Annotated in this window: 16 protein-coding genes; 6 read left to right on the top strand and 10 right to left on the bottom strand. The window is 57.7% G+C overall.

Annotated features, from left to right (window positions below):
* Positions 1-178: 178 nt before the first annotated feature.
* Complete coding sequence (locus R6V78_RS16110) at positions 179-727, top strand: peptidylprolyl isomerase (protein WP_410290403.1); 549 nt, start codon at positions 179-181, stop codon at positions 725-727.
* A 36-nt stretch (positions 728-763) separates the two neighbouring features.
* Positions 764-2,251, top strand: coding sequence for a leucyl aminopeptidase (locus tag R6V78_RS16105; RefSeq protein ID WP_410290402.1), 1,488 nt, complete (start codon positions 764-766; stop codon positions 2,249-2,251).
* A 47-nt stretch (positions 2,252-2,298) separates the two neighbouring features.
* Here R6V78_RS16105 and R6V78_RS16100 read toward each other — a convergent pair whose 3' ends face one another.
* The 10 genes from R6V78_RS16100 to R6V78_RS16055 all read right to left on the bottom strand — a co-directional run bounded on the left by R6V78_RS16100 (position 2,299) and on the right by R6V78_RS16055 (position 17,278).
* Complete coding sequence (locus tag R6V78_RS16100) at positions 2,299-6,066, bottom strand: SIS domain-containing protein (RefSeq protein ID WP_410290401.1); 3,768 nt, start codon at positions 6,064-6,066, stop codon at positions 2,299-2,301.
* A gap of 183 nt (positions 6,067-6,249) precedes the next feature.
* Positions 6,250-7,329 (bottom strand): iron-containing alcohol dehydrogenase family protein, encoded by a 1,080-nt coding sequence (locus tag R6V78_RS16095; RefSeq protein ID WP_410290400.1) that lies wholly within the window; start codon positions 7,327-7,329, stop codon positions 6,250-6,252.
* 105 nt (positions 7,330-7,434) lie between these two features.
* Positions 7,435-8,628 carry a DegT/DnrJ/EryC1/StrS family aminotransferase gene (locus R6V78_RS16090; RefSeq protein WP_410290399.1) on the bottom strand — a complete coding sequence of 398 codons (1,194 nt, stop codon included), beginning with the start codon at positions 8,626-8,628 and terminating at the stop codon, positions 7,435-7,437.
* A 30-nt stretch (positions 8,629-8,658) separates the two neighbouring features.
* The gene (locus tag R6V78_RS16085; RefSeq protein WP_410290398.1) at positions 8,659-10,047 is read right to left on the bottom strand and encodes a penicillin-binding transpeptidase domain-containing protein; all 1,389 of its coding nucleotides are present in this window, start codon (positions 10,045-10,047) and stop codon (positions 8,659-8,661) included.
* 27 nt (positions 10,048-10,074) lie between these two features.
* The gene (metG, locus tag R6V78_RS16080; protein ID WP_410290397.1) at positions 10,075-11,997 is read right to left on the bottom strand and encodes a methionine--tRNA ligase; all 1,923 of its coding nucleotides are present in this window, start codon (positions 11,995-11,997) and stop codon (positions 10,075-10,077) included.
* Between the two features lie 3 nt (positions 11,998-12,000).
* On the bottom strand, positions 12,001-12,807 hold the full coding sequence (locus R6V78_RS16075) for a stage 0 sporulation family protein (RefSeq protein WP_410290396.1): 807 nt from the start codon (positions 12,805-12,807) through the stop codon (positions 12,001-12,003).
* A 13-nt stretch (positions 12,808-12,820) separates the two neighbouring features.
* Positions 12,821-13,855, bottom strand: a complete 1,035-nt coding sequence (holB, locus tag R6V78_RS16070) for a DNA polymerase III subunit delta' (protein ID WP_410290395.1) — start codon at positions 13,853-13,855, stop codon at positions 12,821-12,823.
* Between the two features lie 147 nt (positions 13,856-14,002).
* Positions 14,003-14,278 (bottom strand): HU family DNA-binding protein, encoded by a 276-nt coding sequence (locus R6V78_RS16065; RefSeq protein ID WP_410290394.1) that lies wholly within the window; start codon positions 14,276-14,278, stop codon positions 14,003-14,005.
* A gap of 80 nt (positions 14,279-14,358) precedes the next feature.
* The gene (locus R6V78_RS16060; RefSeq protein ID WP_410290393.1) at positions 14,359-14,886 is read right to left on the bottom strand and encodes a transcription termination/antitermination protein NusG; all 528 of its coding nucleotides are present in this window, start codon (positions 14,884-14,886) and stop codon (positions 14,359-14,361) included.
* Positions 14,887-15,013: 127 nt separating this feature from the next.
* Positions 15,014-17,278 carry an LPS-assembly protein LptD gene (locus tag R6V78_RS16055; protein ID WP_410290392.1) on the bottom strand — a complete coding sequence of 755 codons (2,265 nt, stop codon included), beginning with the start codon at positions 17,276-17,278 and terminating at the stop codon, positions 15,014-15,016.
* Positions 17,279-17,528: 250 nt separating this feature from the next.
* Here R6V78_RS16055 and surE point away from each other — a divergent pair, with 250 nt between their 5' ends.
* The 4 genes from surE (at position 17,529) to cysS (ending at position 22,453) form a co-directional block, all read left to right on the top strand.
* Complete coding sequence (gene surE, locus R6V78_RS16050; RefSeq protein ID WP_410290391.1) at positions 17,529-18,293, top strand: 5'/3'-nucleotidase SurE; 765 nt, start codon at positions 17,529-17,531, stop codon at positions 18,291-18,293.
* Between the two features lie 44 nt (positions 18,294-18,337).
* Entirely contained in the window at positions 18,338-19,309 is a 972-nt protein-coding gene (locus tag R6V78_RS16045) for a 3'-5' exoribonuclease YhaM family protein (protein ID WP_410290390.1), read from the top strand.
* A gap of 108 nt (positions 19,310-19,417) precedes the next feature.
* The gene (gene tmk, locus R6V78_RS16040) at positions 19,418-20,071 is read left to right on the top strand and encodes a dTMP kinase (RefSeq protein WP_410290389.1); all 654 of its coding nucleotides are present in this window, start codon (positions 19,418-19,420) and stop codon (positions 20,069-20,071) included.
* Between the two features lie 99 nt (positions 20,072-20,170).
* A complete protein-coding gene (gene cysS / locus R6V78_RS16035) occupies positions 20,171-22,453 on the top strand; it encodes a cysteine--tRNA ligase (protein ID WP_410290388.1) in 2,283 nt (760 codons plus the stop codon).
* The last annotated feature ends 73 nt before the right edge of the window (positions 22,454-22,526 follow it).

Here is a 22,526-nt window from a genome sequence, read left to right as displayed (position 1 = left end):
TGGTGCCCGAAGGCCGGCGTCCGCCGTAACCGGCTGACTTTGCGTCCGCAGGCACACTTACCCCACGGCAGACGTTGACACCTTGGATGGATGACCCTATATTGGTCAAGATTGAAGCAAACCATTCCACGCCCTCATGCGGCGTGGTTTTTTTCATTCCAAGCACAAGGAGAAATTGATGTCGAACCAGAAGGAGAACTACAAGGAAAAAATCGAACGGGCCACTGCAGTCTTCCAGACCAACATGGGGACCTTCGAAGCTGAGTTGTACGCCAAGGAGTGCCCGGAAACCGTGTGGAACTTTATCAACCTGGCTGAAGGCCGCCAGAAAACGCCGCGGGGCGGGAATTATTTTGACGGGCTGGGTTTTCACCGCGTCATCAAGGACTTCGTTATTCAGGGCGGTTGTCCTTTCGGGAATGGCACCGGTGGACCGGGCTATCAGTTTAAGGATGAATTCGACCCCGCACTCAGGCATGATTCCGCCGGCGTGCTTTCAATGGCCAACGCCGGTCCCGGAACCAACGGCAGCCAGTTTTTTGTGACCCTGGCGGCGACACCGCATCTTGATAATCGTCACTCGGTATTTGGAAAAGTCACCCAGGGGATGGATGTGGTGTTGAAAATCGGTGCCCTGCCCACAGGCCCCATGGACAAGCCCAAAGAACCGGTGGTCATGAAAAAGGTGACCATCCGGCGTCAGACCCGGACGGTGCATTCAAGCTGACGCCATTATCGCGTTATTCTGCCTGGAGATGGGCAATTGCCAAAGAGGTCAACTATGCTTGAAGTCAAAGTCGTCAACTTGAAAAGCGCGAAAGTGGACACCCTGGTGGTGCCGGTTTGTGAAGATCGTGAGATTCACGGCGATTCAACCCTCAAATCGCTGATCGATACCGCAAAATCGGTGGCCGCCCTGACCGGTAAATCGGGTGATGTCATCACCCTTTTTCAACCCGCTTCCGGCAGCATCAACCGGGTCGTTTTTTTTGGGCTCGGAAAAGCCGACCACCTGAATGGTGAAGCCTTCAGGTCCTTTGCCGGTAAAGCGGCCAGGTGGTGCATCAATGCCGCCCTGCCTGACATGACCCTTGCCACACCCTCGGTTTCCGAGTTGACGATCGATGTCGAGACCCTTTTCCGAACACTTATGGAAGGGGCATGTCTAGGCAATCATATCTTCGATCGCTACAAGCAGGATAAAGAGAAGGAACCCCTTAAAGCGGTGGTTATCATGGCCACCGGCGCTCAGAAGAAGCGGTTTTCGGCTCTGTCCGAATCGGTAGCCGCTGTTTGCGACGCCAGTCTCCTGGCCAGGGAGTGGGTGACGACGCCATCCAACGAAAAGCGTCCGGAAGCCTTTGCCGGGATGATCCAGAAGGCCGCCCGGTCAGCCGGGCTGGAAGTCGGCGTCATGGATGACCTATGGCTCGAGAAAAAGCAGTTCGGCGCCATGCTGGCGGTGGGCCAGGGCAGCAGCGCCAAACCCCGCCTCGTGACGGTGGAATATGCACCCAAGGGTGCCAAAAAGACGGTTGTCCTGGTCGGCAAGGGGGTCACCTTCGATTCGGGCGGGCTCAACCTGAAACCTTCCGGTGGCCTCGAAACCATGAAGATGGACATGTCCGGCGCCGCCGCCGTGGCCGGCACCCTGCTGGCCGTAGCCCGTCTCAGGCCGGCCGTCAAGGTGGTGGGTGTCATGCCCCTGGTTGAAAACATGCCCTCCGGAACGGCTATCCGGCCGGGGGATATCATCCGTTCCTTCAATGGAAAAACCATCGAAATCGGCAACACCGACGCCGAGGGGCGGCTGATTCTCGTTGATGCGATGGCATGGGCCATCAAGCATTACCAGCCGGACACCCTGATTGACCTGGCCACCCTCACCGGTGCATGCGTCATCGCTCTGGGTGAGAAGATTGCCGGTGTATTTTCCAAAGATCCGTCACTGGCAGCGGCCATCGTGGCTGCGGGACAAAAAACCCACGAGCGTTGCTGGCAGCTTCCGCTGCCTGATGATTACAAAGATCTGCTGAAAAATGAATTTGCCGATCTGAACAACGTCAGCGATGGCCGCTGGGGAGGGGCGATCGTCGCGGCCCTGTTCCTGTCTGAATTTGTCGGCGACACACGCTGGGCGCACATCGATATTGCCGGGCCGGCCTGGTCCAAAAAAGCCTCTGATTATTGCGGGGCCGGAGGCACCGGTTTCGGTGTCAGGCTGCTCTGCGAGGTGATAGCGAATCTCTGAGGACAGCAACTGTCCCCGAAAAGCGGTTCAATCCACCCAGGCACACATCAGCGATGCCCGGCAACCATTGCCTCGGCCAGCTTTTCCGCCGACCAGCCGAACAGGTCATCCACGGCCACCGCATTCAGGTAGTCATCGGCCCAGGGGACGCTGTTTTCCTGGACGATGTTCTTGATGTGTTCGTATTTCCCGCCCAAAGCCTTGATTTTTTTCTCCAGCGGTATGGCCTCCTTGAATCCGATATTGAGCAGCAATAGGTAGCGGATGCGGCTGCCGTCGGTGGGATCTTCGGATGTGGCCGGAATCACCACGATGCTGCGGCCGTCTTTTCTGCCCTTGCCGATATAGATGTTGCCTTGGTGAACGATGATGCGTTTGGTGCCTTTCAGCACCGGGTCTTTCTCGACCCGGGAGGGTAGTTGGGCCAGGACGCCCGTCTTTTTCAGGATGGCAATGGTGGTCTGGTCTGTAGGATCGCCCAGCAGGCCCAGGCCGTCGATGCGGTAAAGGATGCTGCCCTTGACGGTGTCGATAACACCCTGGATGTTTTTCAAGACGATGACGTTGCGGTTGACCACTTGGGCGACGTCCAGCCGGTGGTCGGAGAGGGAGTCGAAAAGGATGCCCTCCACCCGTTCGCTGATGCGGCTGGTTCCAACGGTAACGGTTTTGGCCTGGTGTTTGATGGCGTCCACCGGACGTGACATGAGGTTGATGGCGTCTCCCAGCACCTGGAACAAGGTGTCGAGAATGTTTTTCGCTGTTCCCTTGAGGCCGAAATCCATTTCGAAATCGGACAGTGGCAGCCGACCGGACAGGTATTTGAACAAGAGGGTCAAATCTGAGGCATGGGTGATGGCCGTGGGAAACTTCTTGGCCTTGCGTCGGTTGCGAAAGGCCTGGAAAAAACCGGCCATCTTCTCACGGAAAGTCTTTTCCAGCATGACTTCGTAGACATCCAGTCCCTGTTCGGCGAGATCATCAAGCGTCTTGTGGATGGAAGCCCGGACCTCGTGCAGGAAACGGGAGCCTTCGTGAATGGCCAGGGCGGCGTGGTAGCCCCAGATGTGGCCCACCAGCGTGTTGAGAATCGGTGCGAACTGGGGACTCACCCGGGGGACGTGAAAGACATCCTCCGCATAGGCTGTGAAACGTTCTTCGCCTTCGTCGGCGATAACCACCGGCGCAGCCTTGTGGGCCTTGAAGATGGCTGTGTCCTTGATGATGTCCCCGATCACGGTGCCCTTGGACCCGGCGGCGCAAACGATGATCAGCGGCTCTGAGGAGAGGTCGATGTGCTTTTTGTCCTCCACAAAGTCCGAGGAGATGGTCTTGTAGCACAGTTCGCTGAGTTTGATGCGGATTTCATCCGCTGAGGACTTGTTGGGTCCGCTGCCCACGGCGGCCCAGTAAGTCTTGGTGGCTGCCAGACGGCGGGCCGATGCCTGGATCGACTCGCCCATGGCCAGTACGCTGCGCATGTGATCGGGAATCCGCAGCAGCTCGATAATCTGGTCCGAAATGAACTCGGTAGACCGACGGCCTTTGATGCTGGCCACTTTCAGGCCCAGCAGTGCACCGGCGACGATCTGAGAATAATAGGCCTTGGTGGAGGCCACACTCATCTCGATGTCCCGGCCGCTGGAGGTATACAATACGCCGTCGACCTTGAAGGTAATGTCCGAGTCCCGGCGGTTTACGATGGCCAGGGTATGGGCGCCGCGTGCCTTGACCATGTCCACCGTGCGGTTGGTATCGGTCGTGGTTCCCGACTGGCTGATGGCCACCACCAGGGTGTCGGCCATGCTGGTGTCGTCGTCGGCTTCATTCAATTCGAATCCACTGAGCTCCGAAGCCTTGAGGGCGCGCACCTGAATGGCGGGATCGGCCAGATAGGATTTCAGTAAATCGGCGCAAGTCTGGGCGGCCACCCCTGCGGTGCCCTGTCCCACAAAAAAGACCCGCCGGATCCGATCCTGCGCGAAGGCCGTTTCCAGCGAGCGGGGAAAGTTTGCTTGGTCGAGGTGGATAACGTAGTGCCTGGTGCCATCGCTGTCGGCAATCTTCCATCGATTGAGCAAGGTGCGCTCGACCGACAGGGGCGCTTCGGAAATTTCTTTGAGGAAATAGTGGGGGAAATTCTGGCGATCAATGTCCCTTGAAGTGATTTGCGTGTGCTTGATATCGGCCGGGGTCAGCGTGATGGGGGTACCATCGTAGTACATGGCAGTGATGCCGGCGAGTCCCCCCGGAGAGCGCTGGTCCAGCATGAAAATCTGGCCCTGGGTTTTGCCGTTTTTCCCATCCACCACCTGTTCGCCGTTCATCTTCAGGAAATGGGATGTCTCTTCGATAAACCCGTACACCTCGGAGGCCGGCATATAATGGTCTGCAGCCAGTCCCACGAAAACGGCCTGGCCGCTGCCTTTTTGGGCCAAAAAGAATACCCCCGGGGCAAGGTCGGTGTGCATGGCGATGGCATGGGATCCCTGAAAATCGCTTACTGCCAGTCGAAAGGCTTCGGCCACACCCGCACCCGTTTTCAGGTAATGCTCGATCTGCAGCGGGATAATTTTGGTGTCCGTGGTGATCGTTGCGGGGATTTTGCACCCGGATGCTTCCCGCGCCGATTTAAGATCCAGGTAGTTGTCGATGTCCCCGTTCAGGCAGGCGTGGATGATGGGGCGGTCCTTCAAGGTTGCACCGGCCATGGTGTTGTCCACCGGGTGACAATTGGGTTCGGTAATGGCGCCCACCGATGCCCAGCGCGTATGGGAAGAAACCGTGTGGAAGGTGCAGGGCGCACCGGCAATATGGTGCAGAATCAGGTCCTGCTGGATCTGCTGGCGCAGGAAGCGGATATTGTCCCCCAGGCTGCCGATCTCGGCGGCGATCTTGTAGACCGTGGTCAGGGCGACGATCGGCTTACCGTCATCGCCGGTCGACCGGTTCAGGCTGATGCTGGTGTTGCCCAATACGTCACGATTCATGCGCTGCTCAAAATCCGGGGAGAGACCCTTGCGCGCCAGCTGCGCCGAAAGTGCTTTATACGCCTTGGCCGGCATGATGAACAAAATGGAAATTCCCGCCGAATCCCGCCCGCGAACTTCCAATCGGTCGATGCTGTTGAGCACGGCGTTGATCTGCCGGAAAACGGTGATGCGGTTTTCGGCCCCGCTGTTGGCCCCACCGGGCATCAGTGCGGTGATCCGCTCGATGCTGCCGGCCAGTTCAACATCCAGACACCAGACCATGTCTTTGAGTGTCTCGATGCGTGCGGCGATGACATCCACCGCCCGGGTCGCAAGTTCGCCCACCTGTTTGGACAGCAGCGCCTGCTCCCGTTCGAGAATTTTGGACAGTCGACCGGACAGGTCGGCCAAGGATTTCTGGGCGTCTGAATCTTTGAACAGCTTGACAAACGGCGCTTCCTGTTTGAGGCAGCGGATTTCAGCCAGCAGGGTGTCCAGGTTTGCCTGTCCCCCCAGATAAGCGCCGGCCAGGGTCTCCGTCTGCGGGAGCAGGGTTCCCAGTCCGGCTGCTTCGGCGCTGTCGACGCGCGCTGCCAATGCCGATGGATCACTTGCCGGTTTCCGGTTGGATCTTCCCTTGACTGCGATGATACCTGCCAGACCGCACCCCAGCCGATTGACAGTGCAGGGGAAGAGAATCACCGCAGGTCCGGAAATCGATCCCGGAAAGCGTCCGCAATGGATGCCCGGCAACCGTGATGCCAGCTGTTGCAGCCGCTGAACCGGACGAGATATGTGCGCTGAGGTATAGGCGGCCAGTTTGGCCACAAGGTTTGGATTCATATCGGTCCTTTATCGGATCTGTCAGGATTGCCGACGACGGTGCCCGAGTCGGTCGGCCGTTGGCGCCAGATTGATGCAATCCACGCCTGTCATCGAATTTTCAGCCTTTCAGCAGCGCGGCAGCCCGGCAGACTTTTTGATTCCATTGTCTCGACTCCCGGCTCCGGAGTATTGGAAGACCGGTTACATTTTCAGATAGAGCGATCTGATTTTTTCCCGGGTCATGATAGTTTTCCAGTCCTTGCCCAGGGCGTTTTCCCACAGGGGCTCGAGAACCAGGGCTACGTCGACCATCTTTTCCATCTGGGCATCGGTGATGCCGGCCGTCAGGTTACGCGGCAAATCGATGTTCAGACCGGCCATCATCTGCCGAAACTCCCGGACTCCCTCGGGGTAATAGGCTTCGAGATGGTCGAAGACTATGCAGTTGCCGATGCCGTGATGCGTCCCAAGGACATATGAGAGCCCGTAGGAGAGGGCGTGGCAGATGCCCACCTGGGAATAGGCGATGCTCATTCCGCCGCAGTAGGAGGCCATCATCAGCCGGTCATCCGCATCCTCGGGGCTGGAAAGAAAGACCTCCCGGCAAAGGTCCATGGCCTTTTCACCGTACGCCCGGGAGAAACTGTTGAGATAGGTGCCCTCCAGGGATTCGACACAGTGGATATAACAGTCCATGCCGGTGTAAAACCGCTGTGGATTGGGTGCACCGGCGATCATTTCCGGGTCCAGAACGATCTGATCGAAGACCGTGTGGTCGGAGTTGATGCCCAGTTTTTTCTGGGGTCCGGTGAGTACGGTGGTGCGGGAGACTTCGGCTCCGGTACCGGACAGCGTAGGAACCGCGGCGTGGTACACAGCCGGTTTTTTGATCAGATCCCATCCCTGGTAGTCAGCGGCCGAACCCCGGTTGGTAAGCATGAGTGCGACGGCCTTGGCCAGGTCCATGGTGCTGCCACCGCCGATGCCGATTATCCCCGAGGGGTGGCTGTCCAGTTTTCCAGCCATGTGTTCTTTGATCTGCATGGTGAGCTGGTCCACATTGGCGGTTTTGGGCTCGTCATCGACGTTGACCCATACCATCATATCGTCGGCATTGAGCGGCAGGCGGTTTTTCAGGGGGCCGTTTTTGAATACATCGTCCACCAGAAACACCATCACGGCCTCACTGCCCTGCCTTTTTTCCTGCAGAATATCACCCAGCTGCGAAAAACATCCTCGGCCGAAAACTACCTTGGAGACCATTTTAAAGTTGCGAAACATTTGTTTTCCTTTGTGTGTATTTGCCCTGGATCCTCGACTCCTCAACCCCCTCGAATACCTGAACCGTACTATTCATGGCCCTTTTCACAAAGCGGGTCTCTTCCTTCAGATGAGGGGTTTGATCGCCTTGACGGTCGCCTGGACACGTTGTTCCAGTTGATCCGGTGTCCATCCCAGCTTGATCTGCATGGAGATGGCCCGCTGCATGATGGCGTCTGACCGTGGTGTGGCGATTTTGCCGAAGTCCGGACAATTGGCCATGGTCTGAATGGGTAGCCGGGCCGCGGCCTTCATGGCATGCAAATGGTTCCATTTGCGGAGGTAGTGCCACTTGTTGTCAAACCAGTGAAAACAGCCGTCTACCCCGGCCGCGGCCAGCGCCTTAACCGCCTGCCGGGCCGAATCCACGTCCGGCATGAAAAAAGAGAGAAAGGTCGCCGAATCCCCGTCGGGATCCGGCAGCTGGCGGAATGCGATTCCGGGGATGGCCTGCATGGCGGATTTAAGCGCCGCTTTGTTGCGCCGCTGGGTTTCCAAAATCCAGTCCAGTTTTCTTAACTGGGCCAGACCCACGGCGGCGTTGAGTTCACTGATCCGATAATTGGCGCCGATGATCAGGTGGTCTTCGGCACCCCGGTCGCTGCCGATATGGTCATGCCCGTGGTCCGCGTAGGCATCGGCGGCAACATAGACCTGCCTGTCGTCGGTGATCAGGGCGCCTCCCTCGCCACAGGTGATGGTCTTAACCGGATCAAAGGAGAAGCACCCGGCCTTGCCGAAGCTGCCCAGGGCCCTGCCTTTGAACGTGGCCCCCACGCTCTGGCAGGCGTCTTCTAAAAGTGTCAGGCCCTTATTATCGCAGATGGCCTTGATTTCGTCGATGCGGGCCATGGCCCCGCACATGTGTACGGGAACGACGGCTTTGGTTGCGGGTGTCAAGGCCGATGACAGCCCCTCCGGAGAGAGACACAGCGTTTCGTCGATCTCGGCGAACACCGGCACCGCTCCGGCCATGAGCACCGACTCGATGGTGGCTACGAAGGTGAAGGGGGGCACGATCACTTCATCACCGGCGCCAATGCCGCAGGCGGCCATGGCCGTGCACAGGGCGGCCGTGCCGCTGGCACAAAGATGGGCGTAGTCAACGCCCAGGCGCCGGGCCAGCTCGGTTTCAAATGTCCTGGCTTTCCAGTGTCCCTTGCGGGCCCAGTCAAAGCCATAGCGAAACAGGACACCTGTTTCCAGCACATCATTGACTTCCTTTCGTTCTTCGTCCCCGAATATCTCAAAACCGGGCATAAAGGCCTCCTTTTATGGGCGGATGATCAGCTACCCGCTGGAATCCTTGCCTGTCTGCTCTTTTTTGGCAAAATAGTCCTTGAAGTACTGTTCTATGACCATGCGGGCATACTGGCCTGCGCGGATGCCGATGTAATCTTCATGGGCCACCATTACCGACACCACTATCGTCTCGGTGCCCTTCTTTTCCGTGGCAAACCCCGCGAACCAGTCGAAGCGGGCGTCATGGGCCCGATTGTAGATTGAGCCGGTTTTGCCGCCAAGCTTCAGTCGCGACAGCACCTTGTTGCGGGTGTGGCCGCGAAATACTTTTTTTGCGGTTCCGGAGGTCACGGTAGCGGTCATGAGCTGATCGAGCACCTTGGCGGTTTTCGGGGAGACAGCCGCCTGCAGAAAGCGGGGTTGGCTTTGATAAACAGGGGTGCCGGCGTCATCCACAATGCGGTCTATCAGCGTCGGTTCCACCGGTATGCCGTCATTGACCACCGCCGATACAATCAACGCCCCGTGGAGGGGCGAAAGTGTGGTCCGCCGGTTGAACCCGCTGGCGATTTCCGCCCGGTGGTAGGATTCGTCGTTGACCGTCAACCGGCTGATGGGCCAGGGGAGTTCGAAATCCACCTCCCGGTTGAAAGCGAAGGCATCGCCGTATGCCTGCAGGGCCTGCTGTTCGAGGACCAGGGCACCAATCTTTCCAAACACCGGGTTTACCGACTGGGCAAACGAATCTTTCAGGGAAATTGAATTGGTATAGCGGTTGGTTTGGTCTGTCAACTGGCGTTTGTAAAGGGTGTGTTTGTAGCCGTTGAAGTTGAATCGGGATCCGGCCGTATAGCCTTTTTCTTCAACCGCCGAGGCCGCCGTCACGATTTTAAAGAGGCTGGCTGCGGGGTAGTCGGCCGTCTGGCAGGGGTCAAGCCCGGGATCGATTTTGTTGAATCCGGCCATGGCCAGGAGCCGACCTGTGCTGGGTTCCATGGCCACAATGGCAATATAGCGGGAATTGACCCGGTCCATTTTCTTCAGCAGGTACTGTTGAAGTTCAAGATCCAAGCTGGTGCTCACCTGGTAGGTGCGGCCGTCGAAGTTCACCTTGACGGGATTCTCTTCAAGGTTGATCAGACGGGTTTCTCCCAGCAGGATGTGGACATCTGATTTGTCAATCAGCGCAGGAACCGGTTGCGCCTCCGCTAGCGCGGAACCGGTATCACGCAATACGGTGACGTCATTTCCGCCGGTGGACATGATCCACCAGAACGCCACAATCGCCAGAACCAACACGCCTGCAACCGCCCAGTGGCCCCGGTGCAGTTGCACGCGCCCGGACAGGCGGCGGTTGCGTTTGAGGTGCTGCTGATACGCTTTCCAGCTGGGCTGGACGGATGAATTTGTATGATTGCGTTTAAACAAGCCGGTCATTGGCTGCAACAAAGCTCCTGGCTGCCGTCAGCGCAACGGCGTACCGGGTGTGACGGATTTGTCAAGTGTCGCCACGGTGACGCCGGCTTCGTCCGTTGCCGCAACCAGCATGCCTCGTGACAGGACGCCCATGAGCTTGGCCGGCTTCAGGTTGGCCACTACGATGACCTGCTTGCCGACCAGATCTTCAGGGGCGTAGCTGCCTGCGATGCCGGAAACGATAGTTCGCTTCTCGCCCAGGTCCACCTCCAGCTCCAGCAGTTTTTTAGCACGGGGGACGGCCTGTGCAGATACCACGGTGGCCACGCGCAGGTCGATTCTGGCAAAATCGTCGATGGTGATTTCCGGCTTGATGGGAGGGTCCATTTTCTGGGATGCGGTTGTTTCCATGGGTTGAGGTTGTTTTTTCTCCGGGTCGATGCGTGGGAACAGGGAAATGGCTTTTCTCAGCTTGACGCGCGTTTTCAGCCCTCCCCACGCGCTGAACCGGTCCAGCTTGTAAAAATCGTCATCCCCGCTGAGCCCCAGGTGTTTTTGCATGGTGGCGGCAGTTTCGGGCATCACCGGGTAGATCAGGACGGAGATGATGCGCAGTCCCTCCAGCAGATTGTAGAGCACCGTTTCCAGCTCTTTGCGGGCAGCTTTGTTTTTTGCCAGTAGCCACGGCGCGGTCACATCCACATACTTATTCATATGGGTGATAAATTCCCAAACCGCTGCCAGGCCTTTGTGAAAGGCAAACTCGGTCATACCGGCCGTATAGGCCGCCACCGCGGTGCGTGCGTGGCTCTCAAGGCCCAGGTCCATCGTCCTGGCCGTGTCGGGATCCGGTTCAGGGACCACTCCCTCGAAATATTTATGCGCCATGGCAAGCACCCTGGAAAAAAGATTGCCCAGATCGTTGGCCAGGTCTGCATTGATACGCTGGATCAGGGCTTCTTCGTTGAAGCTGGAATCCAGGCCAAACACCATGTCCCGCATGAGAAAAAAGCGGAAGGCGTCCAGGCCATAGATGTTTTTCATCTCCAGGGGCTCCACCACATTGCCGATGCTCTTTGACATCTTACTCTGGTCCACGTTCCAGTAACCGTGAACGTTGAGATGCTGATAGACGGGAATTCCGGCGGCCTTGAGCATGATGGGCCAATAGATGCCGTGGGGTTTGAGAATGTCCTTGGCCACGATGTGTTGAGCCACGGGCCAAAAGGTCTTGAACAATTCGCCATCCGGGTAGCCCAGCGCAGATACATAGTTGAGCAGGGCGTCGAACCACACGTAAGTGACGTAATCCGGGTCAAAGGGCAAGGTGATGCCCCACTTGATGCGTGATTTAGGCCGGGAAATGCATAAGTCCTCCAGTGGGTCGCGCAGAAAAGCCAGGACTTCGTTGCGGTAGCGTTCGGGACGGATAAAATCGGGGTGCTGCAGAATATGGTCGATGAGCCACTGCTGATAGCGGCTCATCTTGAAAAAATAGTTGGACTCCCGGATGGTTTCCGGGGGGGTCTGGTGATCCGGGCAGCAGCCGTCCACCAGCTCCCGTTCGGTGTAGAACCGCTCGCAGCCAAAGCAGTAAAGGCCTTCGTAGGAGCTGAAATAGATGTCGCCGGCATCGTAGATGCGCTGGAGGATGGTTTCCACCACGGCCATGTGGGCCGGGTCCGTGGTACGGATGAAGTCGTCATTGGAAATGTTGAGTTCCGGCCACAGCTGCTTGAAAAGCCCGCTGATCTGATCCACGTACTCCCGCGTGGTCCGGTTTTCCTTTTTGGCGGCGCGGACGATCTTGTCGCCATGCTCATCCGTCCCGGTCAAAAAATAGGTCCGGTCGCTGGTCATGGCATGAAAGCGCCTGATCACATCCGCGGCAATGGTCGTATAGGCATGGCCCAGGTGAGGTCGCGCGTTCACATAGTAAATGGGGGTGGTTATATAAAACGGCGAGGCCATGATTTAACTCCTGTCGCTGATAATGTCATCAAGGTTGATTTCAACTTCGCCGCCCTCCTCCAGTCTTACCATCAGGCGGTTGCAGATCACGTTGTGGCGGGTAACCTTTCCCGGTCCGTTTTTGGTGGCCACCACCTTGCCGATCTTGGGGAAATCCTGCTTCAGTTTCCGGTAGGTGTCATTTTCAAAAGTCAGGCAGCACATGAGCCTGCCGCACTGACCCGAGATTTTGGTCGGGTTCAGGGAAAGCCCCTGCTGCTTGGCCATGCGGATGGATACCGGTTCGAACTTCTCCATGAAGGACGAGCAGCAGAACATGCGCCCGCAGCGACCCAGTCCTCCACACATCTTGGCCTGGTTGCGAATGCCGACCTGGCGCATCTCGATGCGGACCTTGAATTGCTTGACCAGGATTTTGACCAGCTGCCTGAAGTCCACCCGCCCGTCGGCTGTGAAAAAGAATGTCAACCGGCTGGCATCGAAGGTGCTTTCCACAGTGAACAGGTTCATCTTCAACCCAAGGTCTTTGATGTTTTTCATGCAGAAGGCATGGGCTTCACGCTCCAGCGCCAGGTTGTGTTCGACCTGTTTCAGGTCTTTCTCATTGGCTTTGCGAAACACTTTCTTCATCGGTTTGCCTGGTATTTCGGTCTCTTCAACTTCCTCCGGCGCTGTCTCCACCGTTCCGAATCCCAGGCCTTTTTCGGTTTCCACGATAACCTGGTCGCCTGCGTTGAGGACAAAGACCCCGCAACTGAAATCGTAGACCTTGCCACCGGTCTTGAACCGGATTCCCACTTTTTTATTCATGGCTTCACTTTTATCAGAAGCAGGTGCCTGCCATTCGCAGGACCATTGCATCCAGGGTCAATCTTGCGTTGGTATTGGCTCGCAGCGCCGTCAGCGCAAGTTCTACCGCATCAATACGGCCTATCAACTGGGTCTGGCTGAATTGTCCGGCTGTCGCTGCGAGGGCTTCCAGGCGGTCCTGGTTTAAGACCCGTCGCGGGTCGCTGCCAACCACCAGCATGTCCCGCAACCCCATTGTAATGATTTCCAGCGATTCTTCAATCAAATCCTTCTTCCCGGCCAACATTTCTGACCAAGTCAACCAGGCCCGAATCTCGGGTACGCCGGAATTGGTCATCAGACCGCACAGGGCATTGATAATCCAGTCCCGGCGGCTGAGCCATCGGCTGTCAACCTGTTTTTGTGCACGGGTGTAACTGCCGCCGCATAGGGCGGCAACCGTACTGGCGGTTTGTGCTTCGACGCCTCCGGTCGTCTCGAGCAGCTGTTTAAGGTCCGCCGCACAAAGTGGGGAAAAACGGATGTGCCGGCAGCGGGAGACCACCGTGGGCAGCAGGTCAGATCTCTGGCGCGCCGTCAGCACCAGCAGGGTTCGGTCCGGCGGCTCTTCAAGAACTTTCAGCAACGCATTGCCAGCCTCTGGGTTCATGGCTTGCGCTTCGGACAGGATGACCACCCGCCGGTCCGCCTCATTGGGCTTCAAGGTCAGGGTCTGGAGCAGGGCCCTGATCTGGGCGATTCTGATAACCGAGGCATGGGGAGCAACACGAATGATGTCTGGATGCTGGTTTCCGGCAATCTTTCTGCAGGGAGCACAATTCCCGCAGGCATCCACGGCATCGAGATGAGGTCGCTGGCGGATCGTCGATTTCAAGGCCAGGCAGTTGCAGGCCATGGCAAAAGCCGTGGCCGTCATTTTTTTCCCCACCCCGTCGTCACCGGAAAACAGCAGCGCGTGGGGCAAAGTCCCATTGCGGATAAAGCTCTTGAGCAGCCTGATGGGCTGATGTTGGCCAACGATGGCCCTAAATCCGGCTGCCGTCGTCATTGTCCATGGATCCCGGAAGGTTGAACTGCAATAGTGAGGGCATTACCCGTGGCTTGCGGCGGGTAGGATTCAAGCAGCACCGCACATTGATGGGTTGGGGCTTGGTTGTGGAAAACCCGTTGGCCAGACGTCGGCATGACCTGCTGGTTATTGATCCACCCGCTCCTTGAGCTCTTTTCCGGCTTTGAAAAAAGGAAGTTTTTTGGGTCTGATGGTGACCTTTTCCCCGGTTTTTGGATTTCTACCCGTATAGCTTTTGTACTCCTTCACGAAGAAGCTGCACAGACCGCGAATCTCAACGCGTTCGCCATCGGACATGGCATCGGCCATGCTGTCGAAAAAAATCTGGACCACTTTTGCCGCTTCGGATTTGGAGATGTCGGCCTGGGTCTTCAAAGCGGAGATGAGCTCCAGTTTGTTCATGTAACCTCCTTGAACGATCAGTAGGGTATACGGGTTCGAAAATGACTCTATAAAATAGAACTTAATAGAAAGTCAAGTAGTTATGATAATATTTCCGGCAGTTTTTCCACGTCCTCGGCATTGACGTTGACTGCGGCGAACTGTCCCAGGGCCTCGATGTTGACAATGACGCGGCCGTCACCGCGATAGCTGGAAAAGATGCCCACCACTCCGGCGAAAGGGCCGCTGATCACCATTACCCGATCCCCTTTTTGAAACCGGCTGCCGGTGACCACTTCCCCGTCCGTGGAAACCATGATCCTGAGAGATGCAATGGTCGCATCGGCAATGGAAACCGGTCCATGGGCGCTGCCGATGAGCTTCACCGCCCCCGTGGTTTTCAATATCTCAATATGCTCGCAAGGGTTCAGATCGGTCCGCACGAAGACATAACCGGGGAAAAGGGGCACCCGGATCATCTTGTGGCGGTCCCGCCGCCGGCTTTTTACCGTGATCTTAGGCAGGAAGACATCCAGCGTCTTTTTGGCCAGCCCTTCGTGGACCACATTCTCAAAACGGCTTTTGGTATGCAGTGCATACCAGGCCCGCGTCAGTTTATCTCCAGTCATGGGATGTGGTCTCGATGAAAAAGTCCGTCAATTGGTTTTAACCATCCTGCCGGATCAGGACCCCGGCGGGTGGATCGTTTAGCATCCCTGAGGTCAAAAGGCAATGCCGATCGGCAACCGATGGCGATCATTTTACGCCGAGACCACCGATGCCCATCAGGTTGATCATGGCGGAGAACGTATTGTTCTCGCCTACCACCCCAAAAAAGAGATCAACGGACCAGCATTGGGCCGCATAGATAAACCCGGCACCCTTGATAATATCCGTCTCGTCCCGCATATTGCGTTCGTATTCACCCCTGGCGGTGAGGTGATGGGTCAGTTTGACCGACAGGGCGGCGCGTATGGACTCATTGACGGTTTTTTGGTAGCGGTGCTCGATCCACATCCGGTTGCCGCGATGGTCAGCGAGGGCCGCACCTACATTGTGAGATGAGAAATGGGTGTCGTAGGTGTTGTAACTGGCGTCGGAAGCGACATTTAAATAACGTCCGAGATTGAATTCCAACTCGCCATAGATGTCTGAAAACGGTTCCGGCCGATCGTCCCGCGCCGCTGCGATGTCATAGCTCTGCTCCAGATAAAAGCGGCAAAAACGATTGTAGCCGAAGGGCGCCGGCGCCGGCAAAGCACTGCGCATCTGCTCCGTCAATTTCATCTTTTTGCCTGCCATCCTGGATGAAAGGCGGTCATCGCCGATCGCTGCACTGGACTGAGGGACCGTGGACGTCCTTGCCGTGAGGGTGTTGGTCAGTGAGTAAGTAACCTGATTTACTGCTTCGATCCGGTCCAGATCGGTAAAGTTCGGCAGATCCGACTGGTCCTGATCCGGAATGTATTCGTACACCACCCGGGGCTTGATGCTGTGGCGGATGCGATCCACGGCCGCTACCGGACTCCCCATGACCTTTGAAAACTCCGAGGAAAGATCCAGGCGTGCATCGTAGATCTGGCGGTAGGTCGTCTGGTCCAGGGAGTCGTTTTCCCAGCGGTCCATGACCCAGGCAGTCTGGCGCCATCCGGCCGACGGTTCCATCGTCAGGTAGTTTTTCCATCTAAGCGGCAGGTAGGCCCGGGGAAACATGTCGCTGCGATGGCCGCGTTCACCGTCCTCGCGGTAAAAATAGGTATACTCGGCGTCCACGTCCCAGTAGACGCTGCTGTCGAAAGCCTGCTGTTTAAGGCTGCTGAATGTGATGGTGGGGAGTTGCTGCAGGGTATCGTCGGCGGATTCCCAGCGCCGGTTGGTTACGTTGTCGTTCCACAGCAGGTCGGCGTTCAGGCTGTACCTGGACCAGATCCGGCTAAGGTTCAACCGGTTGGTGCGCGTGTTTTCATCGTAAGTGTCCAGGTCCCGACCGAATGCCTCCAGAAGATAATCCCGGGATTCGTCAAACCCGCTGCGCCCGCCCTTGAACTCGTCGAGATAGTCCTGATCACTGACAATGTCCAGGTCCAGTTTCGCCATGGCGCCCCAGGGCAGTTCCTGGTCCAGTTTGGTTCGCAGCCAGTAGCGGTCCGTGTTGGGTCGATCATAGGCGTCGTCATCGTAGCCCCACTTTTGGGTGGCTTCGGGCGTGCCATCATCGGTTTGACGGTCCTCAAGGCCGTCAACCATGACCACCCCAAGGGATTCCTCGGTCAGGACATACCGATATTCCAGGCCGATCTTGGTGCCTCTTTTCTCCATGTAGTGTGCATATAGGCTGGCATCGCTGCTGTCGCCGATGGCCCAGAAGAGCGGTTGATTCCAGGCAGCCCCTTTGCGGTCCGAATAACCCGCCTCCGGAATAAGCAGGCCTGACTGACGCCGGGTTTTTGCCGGAAAGAGCAGGTATGGCGTATACAGCACCGGTATGTCACGGGCCCTGAGTACAGCATGGGTGGCGGTGCCGTAGCCGTCGATGGTCACCTTGAGTGATCGGCCGGTGATAATCCAGTCCGGCCGGTCTCCGTCGCAGCTGGTGATCGACCCCCTTTTTGCCTGGTAGGTGTTCTTGCCGGTTTTTTCGATGCGCTCGCCGTGAATGTAGAAATGGTTCTCCTTCAGGAAAACCGAGCCGTCATGCACGACACCGGTTTCCTGATTCAGGTCCAGTTCCAAGCGTTCTCCGGTTAGAATATCCTCCCCCACGGTCATAACCACATGGCCGGTGGCCGTGGCGGTCATGGACCGATGATTGAAGGCGACCTCATCCGCAGCCAGGCGGGCGGCCTGCTTTTCGATGACCACATTGCCCCGGGCGTGATAGGTGGTGGTTGCGGCATCGTATTCCACCGCGTCCGCACTGATCTGCCAGGGCACCTTCGGGCTGCCGGTGAGCCGGTCCGTCAAGGACTGGGCCTGGGCACCGGACGTCCAGAACGCCCAGACGAGGATGGTCAGAATCACTACCGGATGGTGTCTGGCCGAAGATGGTGGTCTGGGCGTGAGCGGCGGCATTAATCGAATAAGGGTGTTGGTGTTATGGGAATGAGGTGGTTTCAGCAGGGATCCCGCGGGTGCGGGTGCAGGATAACCGCTTGCACATATATGAAAAATTAAATATAAAGCTATCCGGTTTGAAAATGCAACCATAGTTTTAACCGTAATCTATCGACGGGCATTGCGCGGCGATGCTTGATAAGCAAAACGAGTGGTGATGCAAATACTTTTGACCAACGACGATGGCATCCACGCGTCGGGATTATGGGCCCTGCAACACGTTTTTTCGGAAAGACACCAGGTGACGGTAGTGGCGCCGGACCGTGAACGCAGTGCCGTGGGCCACGGGATCACCCTGCACCAGCCCATCCGCTTTGAAAGGATGTGTGTGAATGGCGGCCCGCCCGGCTTTGCCGTCAACGGTACCCCGGCAGACTGCGTCAAGCTGGGATTGGCTGAGCTGCTTGACACACCGCCCGGGCTGGTCGTCTCCGGCATCAACCCCGGCGCCAATGTGGGCATCAATGTCAACTATTCGGGAACTGTGGCCGCAGCCAAAGAGGCGGCCATGGCCGGCATCCCCGCCATGGCCGTATCCATCATCGCACCCGGCGACAAACATGTCGAGGCAGTTGCCCGGTTCGCCGAATCTCTCGCAAGGCGGATGATGGCCTGGCGGCTTCCCAGGGGGACCTTTCTCAATGTAAACTTCCCCGACCTGCCGATGGAGGATATCCGCGGCGTGCGCTGGAGTCGGCAGGGGAATGAGGTATTTGCCCAGCACTTTGAAAAGCGGAGCGATCCCCGGAACCGGACCTACTACTGGCAGGGGTGTGACGGTCATAAGGCCTACGACCATCCGGATATCGACGGGGCTGCTCTGGCTGACCGGTGTATCTCAATTACCCCCATCAAGTGCGACATGACCGATTACGAAACCTTGACGGCCCTGGCCGGCCGGGACATCCCCCTGACCCCTTAGCAGACGGCCGATATCTTTCGCCAGGCCGTGGGAAGGAGAGACCCATGAGCAAACGATTTGTTTCCGAACTCGTCGCGGGCAGCGCCATCGACGAGGTGTTTCTGCTGGCTGAGCGCAGCATGGGCCATAAGAAAGACGGGAACCCTTTCTTGAATGTGACCTTGTCGGATCGCACCGGTCAGGTGAAAGGGGTGGTGTGGGATCAGGTTGCGCGCATTGCCGGTGCTGCAGCCGAGGGGGATTTTGTGCATGTCCGGGCGCAGGCGGGTGAATATCGGGGCAATCTGCAGCTGGTGGTCAAGGATATGGTCAGGGTGCCGGCGGACCAGGTTAATGCCGGGGACTTTCTGGCTGTCACCACCCGCGACGTGGCCAAGATGATCGACCGGCTTCGGGAGATGACCGACCGCATGCAGACCCCGCATCTGAGGGCGCTTTTCACCGCCTTCTGGTCCGACGACACCTTTGTCGCCGCCTATACCCGGGCACCGGCGGCCAAGCACATGCACCACGCTTACATCGGTGGATTGTTGGAACACACCCTCTCCATGGCCGTCCTGTCGGAGATGATCGCCGGGCATTACAGCGGTGTGGACCGTGACCTGCTGCTGGCGGGCGTAATTCTGCACGACGTGGGCAAGGTCCGCGAACTGGAATACGTCAACCGCATCGATTACACCGATGAGGGCAGGCTGCTCAGCCACATCATCATCGGTCTTTCGATGCTGGATGAAAAACTCAAACAGGTGCCGGATTTTCCTGAAACCCAGGCCCAGCTGCTCAAGCATATGGTCGTCAGCCACCACGGTTCGCGGGAGTTCGGCTCCCCCGAACCGCCCAAAACCATCGAGGCGGTTCTACTCAACTATATCGACGAGATGGATTCGCGGGTCAACAGCATCCGTGAATTTGTCGCCAAGGATACGTCGGACGGATCCTGGACGCCCTATCACCGGCTCCTTGAACGCCATTTTTTCAAGGGACCCATACAGAACGAATCATCCGGCGACGGATGAACCCGGGTGAGTGCATTGCGCCCATTCTTAATACGGTAGCATGCCTTCGTTCAATGTGTAGGCGTCAGCATTCATGATTGGATTTTCCAAGGTATTGAGGACCTTTTTATGTTCATTACCCTCGAAGGCATTGAAGGGTCAGGGAAAACCACTCAGATAAAGACGATCGCCCGATGGCTGTCCGGGGCCGGCTTCGACTGCCTGACTACCCGGGAGCCCGGCGGTACGTCCATCGGTGCACAGATTCGTTCCGTCCTGCTCCACCCGGACAACAGCGATCTGGCACCCGCGGCTGAACTGCTGCTCTACGTGGCGGATCGGGCCCAGCATCTGGAAACGGTTGTGCGGCCGGCACTGGCGGCCGGAAAGGTGGTCGTCTGCGACCGCTATTTCGACGCCACCCTGGTTTATCAGGGTTATGCCCGGGGATTGGACAGACGGATGATCCGCCAGATGCACCAGCTGGCCTGCGACGGCATGACGCCCGATCTGACCCTGCTGCTGGACTTGGACCCCCAAGCCGGGCTGGCCCGTGCCTGGAGCCGCATCCACGCCGATGCCGCCCATGCACAGGAGTCCCGCTTCGAAAAGGAGCGGCTGGCTTTTCATCAGCGGGTACGGGCAGGGTACCTGGATCTGGCCGGCCTTGATCCGCAGCGTTTTGCCGTCATCGACGCCGCTGTTGGACAGCAGGCGGTCGCTGCGCAGATCGAGGCCGTACTCGCGTTGCGTGTTAAACATGCCTCCGGCGGTGCGGGGTAAATATGATTTAGCCGGAACAGTAAAGGCAAGGCGGACATTCATGTATCAACCAACCCTTTTAGATACCAATTCGTTCCTTTACCGATGGGCCCCCTGGTCATGATTCACAGCATTCTCGATCATATCGGCAATACCCCCCTGGTGGAGATCAGGCAGCTCAACCCCAACCCGCATGTCCGCGTGCTGGCCAAGCTGGAGTACCTCAATCCGGGCGGTTCCATCAAGGACAGGCCGGCGCTGTCCATGATCGAGGCCGGTGAACGGTCGGGCGAGTTGAAAGCAGGCAAGACCGTGATCGAAGCCACCAGCGGCAACACGGGCATCGGCCTGGCCATGGTCTGCTCGGTCAAGGGTTACCGGCTGCTGCTGGCGATGAGCGAAGCAGCCAGTGTGGAGCGGCAGCAGATCTTAAGGGCGCGCGGTGCGGAAATTCTGCTTACCCCCGGTCATCTGGGCACCGACGGAGCCATCGAGGAGGTTTACCGCCTGGCCCGGGAAAACCCCGACACCTATTTCATGACCGATCAGTACAACAACCCGGCCAACTGGCAGGCGCATTACAACGGCACTGCTGTGGAGATATGGGAGCAGACTGGTGGAACATTGACCCACCTGGTGGCCACCATGGGAACCTCGGGCACCTTGATGGGGCTGTCCCGTCGGCTCAAGGAATTCGACGCCGGGATCCGGATTGTTGGGGTCGAACCCTATCTGGGGCACCGGCTGCAGGGCCTCAAAAATATGAAAGAGGCTTATCAGCCTGAAATTTTCCAGAAACGCCTGCTGGACGAGAAGGTCAACGTCGAAGATGAGCCGGCCTTCGAAATGACGCGGCGTCTGGCCCGGGAAGAGGGGCTCATGGTGGGCATGAGCAGTGGTGCCGCCATGGTGGTGGCCGCTGATATTGCCGCAGCGATGGCACAGGGGACGCTGGTGGTCATATTTCCCGACGGTGGTGAGCGCTACCTGTCCACACCGCTCTTCGCCGTCCGGGAAAAGATCGACCTCAGGCTTTTCAACACCATGACCCGGACAAAAGAGCGGTTTCTGCCTTTGAACCCGGGCAAGGTCTCGATCTACGCCTGCGGCCCCACCGCCCATGCCCGCATGCACGTTGGAGAGGGTCGTCGCTTCGTCTTCTCCGACCTGCTGGTCCGCTACCTGGCCTATCGGGGGTACATGGTCAAACAGGTGATGAACATCACCGATCTGGACGATAAAACCATCGAGGGATCGGAACAGGCCGGAATGTCCCTGGAAGACTTCACCGGCATGCACATCGATTCCTTTCACAAGGATATTAAAACCTTGGGAATTCAGCCGGCGAACCACTATCCCAAGGCCAGCGAGCATGCCGATGACATGGTCAGCCTGGCTGACCGGCTGGTCAAAAAAGGCTACGCGTACGAGAAGCTGCGCTCCATCTATTTCGACATTTCACGCTTCAAGGCTTACGGTCAGTTGTCGGGAATCGACCTCAACAAGATCCGTCTCGGTGCCACCGTGGATCTGGAAGAGTACGAAAAGGATAATCCCCGTGACTTCACCCTGCTCAAGCGCACGCGCCTGTCGGAACTCAAGCGCGGCATTTACACCCGGACCGAATGGGGCAACATGCGCCCATCCTGGCACTTGCAGTGCGCTGCCATGTCCATGCGCTACCTGGGAGATTACTACGACATCCACTGCGCCGGCCGGGAGCTGGTCTTTCCCCATCACGAAAATGAGATCGCCATTGCCGGTGCGCTGACCGGCAAAAACCTGGCCAAATATTGGGTCCACTGCGACCGGGTGCTGGTGGACGGCAAGAAGGTGGACGAAAAAGGCGATGTGCTGACCATTCAGGCCCTGCTGGATATGGGTTTTACGGGACGGGAGATCCGTTACTGGCTGCTTTCGGTGAACTATCGCAAGCCGGTCTTTTTTTCCGTGGCGCGTTTGAACCGGATGCGCAAGAGTCTGGGTCGCCTGGATGCCTGCATCCGGGCGTTGAAGACCGTCCGTCAGGGGAAACCATACGGGGAGTTGGACCAATTATGCTACGACATAAAGAGTGGCTTTTCCACCGCCATGGACGACGATCTGAATATCTCCGCGGCCCTGGCCTCGCTGTTCAGCACCGTCAAACGGGTCAACACCTTGATTCTGAAAAATGAAATTGACCGTCCAGGGGCCGAAAAGGTTCTCGAAACGCTGACCCGCATCAATTCCGTGGTCAATATATTCGATTTTGAGGACGCGACGGAGAACCCGGCCGTGCAGCAGTTGATTGCGCAACGGACGCGCGCCCGGCAGACCAGGGACTGGGCCCTCGCAGACCGGCTGCGCGACCAGTTGCTGGAATTGGGAGTGGTGCCCCGGGATGATCGTGTGCGTCCATAAATGGCAGCCGGCGGCTCAGCCCCGCACGCGCGCATCGCATAAACCCCCGCTGCAGTGCGGCCGCACCTGTGAA

It is taken from the genome of Desulfosarcina sp., assembly GCF_046496365.1.
In the GTDB taxonomy this organism is placed as follows: domain Bacteria; phylum Desulfobacterota; class Desulfobacteria; order Desulfobacterales; family Desulfosarcinaceae; genus Desulfosarcina.
Note: the sequence above shows the minus strand (reverse complement) of the source record. Positions and strands in the feature narration are given on the sequence as shown.

Coding starts and splice junctions, on each gene's coding strand:
- R6V78_RS16110 (WP_410290403.1), top strand. CDS start 179: ATGTCGAACCAGAAGGAGAACTACAAGGAAAAAATCGAACGGGCCACT.
- R6V78_RS16100 (WP_410290401.1), bottom strand. CDS start 6,066: ATGAATCCAAACCTTGTGGCCAAACTGGCCGCCTATACCTCAGCGCAC.
- R6V78_RS16095 (WP_410290400.1), bottom strand. CDS start 7,329: ATGTTTCGCAACTTTAAAATGGTCTCCAAGGTAGTTTTCGGCCGAGGA.
- R6V78_RS16090 (WP_410290399.1), bottom strand. CDS start 8,628: ATGCCCGGTTTTGAGATATTCGGGGACGAAGAACGAAAGGAAGTCAAT.
- R6V78_RS16085 (WP_410290398.1), bottom strand. CDS start 10,047: ATGACCGGCTTGTTTAAACGCAATCATACAAATTCATCCGTCCAGCCC.
- metG (WP_410290397.1), bottom strand. CDS start 11,997: ATGGCCTCGCCGTTTTATATAACCACCCCCATTTACTATGTGAACGCG.
- R6V78_RS16075 (WP_410290396.1), bottom strand. CDS start 12,807: ATGAATAAAAAAGTGGGAATCCGGTTCAAGACCGGTGGCAAGGTCTAC.
- holB (WP_410290395.1), bottom strand. CDS start 13,855: ATGACGACGGCAGCCGGATTTAGGGCCATCGTTGGCCAACATCAGCCC.
- R6V78_RS16065 (WP_410290394.1), bottom strand. CDS start 14,278: ATGAACAAACTGGAGCTCATCTCCGCTTTGAAGACCCAGGCCGACATC.
- R6V78_RS16060 (WP_410290393.1), bottom strand. CDS start 14,886: ATGACTGGAGATAAACTGACGCGGGCCTGGTATGCACTGCATACCAAA.
- surE (WP_410290391.1), top strand. CDS start 17,529: ATGCAAATACTTTTGACCAACGACGATGGCATCCACGCGTCGGGATTA.
- R6V78_RS16045 (WP_410290390.1), top strand. CDS start 18,338: ATGAGCAAACGATTTGTTTCCGAACTCGTCGCGGGCAGCGCCATCGAC.
- tmk (WP_410290389.1), top strand. CDS start 19,418: ATGTTCATTACCCTCGAAGGCATTGAAGGGTCAGGGAAAACCACTCAG.
- cysS (WP_410290388.1), top strand. CDS start 20,171: ATGATTCACAGCATTCTCGATCATATCGGCAATACCCCCCTGGTGGAG.